Raw genomic sequence first — 6622 nt, 5'->3', positions numbered from 1 at the left:
CGTGCAAGAGCAGCATGGATTCTTAACACAAGAATTGATGGATGCCGTCGCTGACCTGCCAGAAATTCGGGGAAGTCCTTCTTACACCGTATTGTTCAAACAACGTCTGCAGGTCCTGTTTATTTTTCAGGGCAGTGACTTGCTCATAAAACTGAGGAAGTTGCGTTTGTTTGAAGTGGAAGATCGCGTTCGGGTGGGACGTAGCGAACCCATACGCTACTGTTAACGTGTCTTCTTCCGGCAAGCGTCGTTCTTTCTCGGCAAGAATGTGAGAGATGTTGGTATAGGCATTATTGCGCAGCAAAGTATAAACATGCACCTCTTCACCATTTTCGCTTTCAACCAACACAATGCTGCTTTGAGGTAAATAGGAAGCCGGCTTACCGCTGAACTGATTAAGAGAAGTCAGCGCCTTTAATGAATCCGTGTCGGTAAACCCATTTTCAAGAAGATGGGTACGACTAAGCACGCTGCCCAAATGTGTTTCTACCCGCTTATACAGCTCATTGAGTGGATTATTCGTTGTGTAAGTCAGCGCGGTCTCACCCAGTAATTGGTGTCCTTCTGCAACATACCTTTCTACCGAGCTCACATCGCCCCGATACCAATGATTCCATACTTTTTGCCGCTCCTGCTGGGGTAGCAGGGTAAGAAAATTAAACTCGCCTTCCATGCGCAGAAAATCCATATACATGCGGCTGTTTAACTGATGTCCCAGATTGCCGTAGACATCGTATCCCGCTACCAACAAGTAGTGGATTCGCTCAAATAACGGATAGGTGAGAATCCATGCCGTTTGCGGTTTATCTCCTACGAGGCCTTTCACCACGCTTGCCGCATCGTTATGGCGGAATATAGTCAGGCCCGCATTGTCGTTGTTGCCATCACCCTGCCAAATCAGATTTAAATCGATATTTACTGCTTTCAGCGCGTTATTTTTTATATAGTCGTTTCGCGCTTCAAGATAATCGTGTTCCTGTTTTGCGTAGCGGATCCAATTCGTTGGTAAGGCATTACTTTCTGCTTCCGCCGGCAGGCTTATGTGGTGTCTCGCCTTGCGCAGGAACGCATCCTGCTGCTCAATTAATTCACTGGTTGGATTTAAAAACATCACCCAAAAATGATCGTTAATCACGTTTAGCGCTATCTGCCCACGACACACCGGCCCTTTTATAAACTGCATAATGGTGTACTGCGCTTCATCAATCATAAAACGGTATCGGGACGATACCGGCAATTGAGCGAAGGTAACAAAGGGGTTGGACGCGACTTCAGGCTCGTATCCAGGCAACTCTGTTACCGCATAGTCAGTCTCAAAGAACCATTCACGCCACTTTTTCATACGCTTGTTGTCCAGCAGGATAGGCATATGAAGTTTACTTACCACCGTATTTTTAACCGGCATAAACCGGTAATACACTCGCTGTGAATCTGCATTTTCGTCCTCATAGGGAGAGCTGAATGGGCGACGCGTAGCCAGCGGTCTAAATGGATATCCAGGCGGTGTTAAAGCCCTTTGCAAGGAGTAAAAGCGGGTGTCACCTTGTTCATCCTTAAAGTAAATATGCGCGATGAATAAGTGCTCATACAGGTAACGCCCCACCAGCTGCCCTTTCAGCGATTCCTGATTTAAAAACGCTTCCCACTGTGAAATACCTCGTTCGTCAGCATCGGAGATCACCACAGGTTTGGACGCTGGTGCGCCATCCTGAAGCCATTGTATTAACGTGTTGTGTTCTGAATCGCTGATCGCCGGTAAACCATATGGCATTCCCCATTCAGGATGGTCCTTCTGATACTGGCCAAACTCGTCAATAGTGGGGCACTGCAAATCCCGGTTTATGTCGAATTCGAACTTGTCTCCCAATGGTTGATTAGTATTGGTGGGATGAGACTTTTTTAATGCCAGCATAGAGGCAAGCACACTGTTATTCAGCTGATTGTTGCCAACACTGACTTCATCAAGCACCGGAAAAAAGTCTTTTTCCCGCCACTCTCCCGGTGTCAGGGCGTCTATAAATAAACGAGAGGGAGCGTCAGCCAATAAACGGTCGCCATGGTAAACCGGTGATTTGTTCGCACCTCTGGCGATACCGTCAAAGCTGCCTAGTTTTAGCTGACACGGCGCGTCGTAGCAGGCATGGCATACCACACAGCGTTTGTCTAAAACGGGTTGGACCTGCTCGGCAAAACGATTGTCTTTATCGTAGGACGGATTGTCGTATGGGGATGCGGGAACACTGTCGGCAGAGAGTGTTGGGCTGCAGGCTGATAGTGTCAACAACGACAATAACCAGATTATTTTTATTGCTCTCATAGGCCGTGACTCATCGCAATTGATTATACTCGGGAAGATAGTAACTGTTTTTATAAGTAGTCCCTAACGTTCTTTAGAAGAACGGAAACCAACTTTGAACGTTATACCTTTGCCCCATTTCGGTTTTCCTATGCCCTTTCATGGGCATCCCACGTTCATTAAGCGTTTGCGTAATCCCAACACTTATTTAGATTCAAGCAGCTTAATCCAGTGCGGAAACACGCCCAGGTTTTCCAATATTATTTTTACACTCATCAGAATAGGCACCGCCAGAAGTGCGCCAACGACGCCCCAAAGCCAGCCCATAATGGCTATCCATAAAATGATAAGGAGTGGATTTAGTCGCATACTTTTGCCTAACACGGAAGGGGTAATTAACTGAGACTCCAATACGTTAAGACAGAAGAAAGCGAAAGGTGGCAAGAATGCCGTGCAGGTCAATCCATACTGCACGGCGCCCGCAACAAGCAAAATACTGCAACTCACCAGCCCGCCCAGGTATGGCACAAAATTCATCAAGGCCACGAGTGCGCCCCAAAGCATTGCGTCGTCTATTCCCAGGTAAGTAAATATCACCGCCGTGCTCACGCCCAACAGAAAATTGATCATGCTAATAGTAACGATGTAAGCAGACAGCTCACTTTGAATTTGGCCCACCAGCACGACCGTGCGCTGCCGGTCGGTTACCACCGGGAAATCCCGAATGAATACACCGAAAAGCCCGGGTCCGAATACCAGTAAGAAGAAAATCAAAATCAGACAGGCAAACGCCTGAGCGATCAACAAAGGGGCGCTACCTAACATCGCGATGCCCATTTCAATACTGTTTTGCTTGATCTGTTCAGTGACCGAACTGTCGTCTTCCGGGTTGGGCTCTGGCTTTTCTTCATCGTTAAACCAACTGAAGAAGGATGAACTCTCCTGCTTTGGCTCGGGCGATGTGTTTTCTGCACCGGCTTTCAGCGTCTCGCTGATCTCTTCGATTTCTTCGGTTATTTGGCCTGCAATCTCAGGCAAGGAATGCATCCAGCGCTCGGCGGGCTCTGCTAATTCCAGACCCAAAAACGTAAAGGGCGTTACCAGCAACGCCATTAACAGTGCCGCAGACAGCGTGCGCGGGACATAATACTTTTTCGCCAGCGTCACCAACGGGCTTAACAACAGGGCTATAAACGCCGAGAAAAACAAGGGGATTAATAGCGACTTGGCAAGGAACAATGTATAGATAGCGGCCAGTAAAAGAAGCGCTTTGAGCAACCAGACCTGGCTGTTTTTGGTTTGCACCGGTATAGCTTGTGCTTCATGCTGCTCCTGATTCCCTGTCGTTTCGTTATCCATCTTTCTGCCTGTTAGTTGTTATCCGTTCACATTAACAGAATAAGTAATGTAGTCATTCATTTAATTAGTAGGGCAACATCCCCTGATAATTCAGAACACGAGTGAAATTCGTGGGACAGATCTATTCACCCGTTAACCGGTTTTACCGCCTGGTTCGTCAAACGGCATCTGTGCTTTCAGCCAGTCGCAAAACACCTTGATTCGTTTGTGTTTTGGTGAATTTTTCAGGTAAACCAAGTGCGCTTTCCAACTCACCGGATGTGGGAAGTCCACCGGGACCACCAGTTGCCCGGACTTCAGGTACTCCCCAACCATAATGTCTGAAGCCAGCATCACGCCATGCCCGGCCAACACAGCGCTTAACGCCAGATCGCTCGAGGTAACTTCGGTTTTACTTAGTGAAGTGTGATGAATATCTACACGGGCAGATTCGAACCAGGTTTCCCAATTCACCCTATTTTCATGGGCAAGACTAAAGAGTCTTGCAGATAGCAGATCTTTTGGGTGCATTGCAGAGAGTCGGGCCGCAACAGACGGTGCACAGACGGGGAATACCGGATTATCGCCTATTTGCTCAACCACGAGTGACGGTCTGTGTAAATGCGTACTGCTGGTACTAAAGCGAATAGCGACATCTATTTTCCCATCGTTGAGATCTTCTACCCGGTTTGAGCCCAGCACGTTGATATTAATGTGCGACTGCGCGGTGTAAAAGTCGATTAAACGCGGAACCAGCCACAAGGCGCAAAATGCCTGTGTAGAACTGACGGTTAGCGCACCTTCTACCGGCGCTTCCTGAACCTGATTCAGCCCTTCTACGATATCGGAAAAACCGCGCTGACAAGACGCCAGTAACACTTTACCCTGAGCAGTCAGCGCCATATTTCGCGCTTGCCGGGTAAATAGCCTTACGTTCAGACAGTCTTCCAACTGACGCATTTTTTGGCTCACCGCCGCTTGTGAAATCGCCAGTTCTTCTGCTGCTTTACTGTAGCTTTGATGCCGCGCCGCTACCTCAAAACACAGCAGGTTGTTCAGCCACCTGAGACGCTTATCCATGCCACCTCAATAACATAACCTGTACTTATATGTGATGTTAGGATTGATCGTTGGTGATGTAAAGGGCAAACCGCCACACTGTTCATACCGTAACCCTTACAAGGAATAAGCAGGATGAACAAAGAAAGCACCGCAGAAATAAAGCACCGTGAGACAGAGTCTAAAGACAGAAGTGCCGATCAGCCGGTAAACAATTACCGCAACCAAACAAAATTAAACTACTGGCTGAGCATCATTGGAAATAAGCTTAGCTTATCTTCGTGGAGTGTTGTGAAATAATGAAACCCAGCAAGACAGCAAAGCGGGGATGAACACCATTACTGTTCACCCCGCATTGGTTGCGCTTATAGTTTATAACGGCGTTCTAATGGGCCCAGGTAGCTGGGTTTAAGATCACCGGTATCCACTACCACCTTTTGCAACACCGCGCCCGGTGTCAAACCGTAAACCGTTAAGGTATAGCGTCCGGGTTTATCAACGGGCAATGTTGCAGTAAGGGTTTTCACATTGTTTAGCACACCTTGCTCCCAGGCTTTCTTGTCTGACTGTTCAGGTAAACTCACTGAACCCAGCAGCTTATCATCCAATGCAATTGCCAATTGTATGCCGGTTGCTGCGTCAAAGGGCAACGACGGCGACAACTGCAAAGACAGTGAAAATTCACCGCTCGAGGTAAAATACAGTGGGAATTGTAATGCTGGTGCGTTTCCGGTATCCAGTAAGGCATGGGGTTCGACAGCCGTACGCATCGCTGCTCCGGTGCGCCCGTGCAACGATACCCGGCGCCATTCGCCCGCCTCGCCATTCAGAATGGTTGCACTGGTGGCATTGGCTGCGATGTAACCGTCGCCTTCAATAAAGTCGCCAGGCTGCGGACTCTGTAACAGGTCGGGTTTAACCGCAACAACGTCAATACTTGCTCCACCCCACCCAGTGCCAGACACAAATACGCTGCCGGTGTGCTCGCCTGCGGGCAGTTTCTGCCAGTCAATGCTGACCGATACCTGCTCTTCTGCAGTTAACGCTCCGCCTTGTTTATCGACAAGAATCCAGTCGTGAGACGTTTTCGCTTTCCAGTTAAACGTCTTGCCCTGGCGGTTATACACGGTGACGGTGCGCGATGACTCGCCAAAAGGGGTAAACGTGGGCAATGTCAGGGGTTTACCCTGCCCTTCGTTTGCCGGCCAGTAAAAGCGACTACCTTCCACGGCGACGCCCATATCAGCCACGGCAGGCGTGGCCAAGGCTTTGGTGTGAACAACAGGCGGCAGGTTTGCAGGAGGATTACGCCAGTGTACAAACCCGATATGCGGTTGCGACATCATGTGATTCCATTTGCCGCCTCTCAACTCATGATAAGCATCACGCAACTGCTCATCCCGGGCAAACCAGCCATTTACTTTTGCCGCCATCTCGTTTGTGGTGCTGCGGTCCTGTTCTGCATAGAGGCGATTAAGCGCCTGTGCATGATTCAGCTCAAACATTGTTTGTGAAGCCCACAGCGGGTAGCCGACCAACTGGAAAAAGCTGTCGCGGTAGGCACTGTCAATGTCTGCATGGATTTTCTCTGCCAGCGCAGCTGCGTCCGCCAGTTCTGCGCTGATCCGACTGGCTTCGTTGTAATTCAGCACACTGTAAGTATCGGGCGCAATCGCGGCGGGTTTTCTTCTGCCGTTGTGCAATGTGTAGGTATTCAGTAACCGGGTAATCTCGTCTGTGTACTGACCATTAAACTGTTTACGTACCCACTCACGAGTAAAGCTGGCCGGCGAAGTTTCATCAAACGCCGAAGGATCCCAGGCTTGGGCCAGAAAGAAACTAATGGGTAACTCCATCGGTTTCAGATCGCCTACATTAGTGATCCAAATACGGTCTGCACCATAGTCCCAGGCCAGATTCATTTGCTCC

General features: G+C 49.0%; 5 protein-coding genes. 1 reads left to right on the top strand and 4 read right to left on the bottom strand.

What is annotated here, in order from left to right; all coding sequences use genetic code 11:
* Positions 1-22: 22 nt before the first annotated feature.
* The 3 genes from AC4MRN_RS02860 to AC4MRN_RS02850 form a co-directional block, all read right to left on the bottom strand.
* Positions 23-2317: a fatty acid cis/trans isomerase gene (locus AC4MRN_RS02860; protein WP_491202456.1), complete on the bottom strand. Its 2295-nt coding sequence runs from the start codon at positions 2315-2317 to the stop codon at positions 23-25.
* Positions 2318-2500: 183 nt separating this feature from the next.
* Entirely contained in the window at positions 2501-3655 is a 1155-nt protein-coding gene (locus tag AC4MRN_RS02855; RefSeq protein ID WP_491202455.1) for an AI-2E family transporter, read from the bottom strand.
* Positions 3656-3787: 132 nt separating this feature from the next.
* On the bottom strand, positions 3788-4714 hold the full coding sequence (locus tag AC4MRN_RS02850; RefSeq protein WP_491202454.1) for a LysR substrate-binding domain-containing protein: 927 nt from the start codon (positions 4712-4714) through the stop codon (positions 3788-3790).
* A 114-nt stretch (positions 4715-4828) separates the two neighbouring features.
* On the opposite strand from AC4MRN_RS02850, the gene AC4MRN_RS02845 reads away from it, so the two are divergent.
* The gene (locus tag AC4MRN_RS02845; protein ID WP_491202453.1) at positions 4829-4993 is read left to right on the top strand and encodes a hypothetical protein; all 165 of its coding nucleotides are present in this window, start codon (positions 4829-4831) and stop codon (positions 4991-4993) included.
* A gap of 65 nt (positions 4994-5058) precedes the next feature.
* On the opposite strand, the gene AC4MRN_RS02840 is transcribed toward AC4MRN_RS02845, so the two are convergent.
* Positions 5059-6622, bottom strand: a 1564-nt coding sequence (locus tag AC4MRN_RS02840; RefSeq protein WP_491202452.1) for a glycosyl hydrolase 115 family protein, incomplete at its 5' end; no start/stop codon positions are given.

The sequence above is a fragment of the Marisediminitalea sp. genome, from assembly GCF_984433645.1.
Note: the sequence above shows the minus strand (reverse complement) of the source record. Positions and strands in the feature narration are given on the sequence as shown.

Coding starts and splice junctions, on each gene's coding strand:
- AC4MRN_RS02860 (WP_491202456.1), bottom strand. CDS start 2,317: ATGAGAGCAATAAAAATAATCTGGTTATTGTCGTTGTTGACACTATCA.
- AC4MRN_RS02855 (WP_491202455.1), bottom strand. CDS start 3,655: ATGGATAACGAAACGACAGGGAATCAGGAGCAGCATGAAGCACAAGCT.
- AC4MRN_RS02850 (WP_491202454.1), bottom strand. CDS start 4,714: ATGGATAAGCGTCTCAGGTGGCTGAACAACCTGCTGTGTTTTGAGGTA.
- AC4MRN_RS02845 (WP_491202453.1), top strand. CDS start 4,829: ATGAACAAAGAAAGCACCGCAGAAATAAAGCACCGTGAGACAGAGTCT.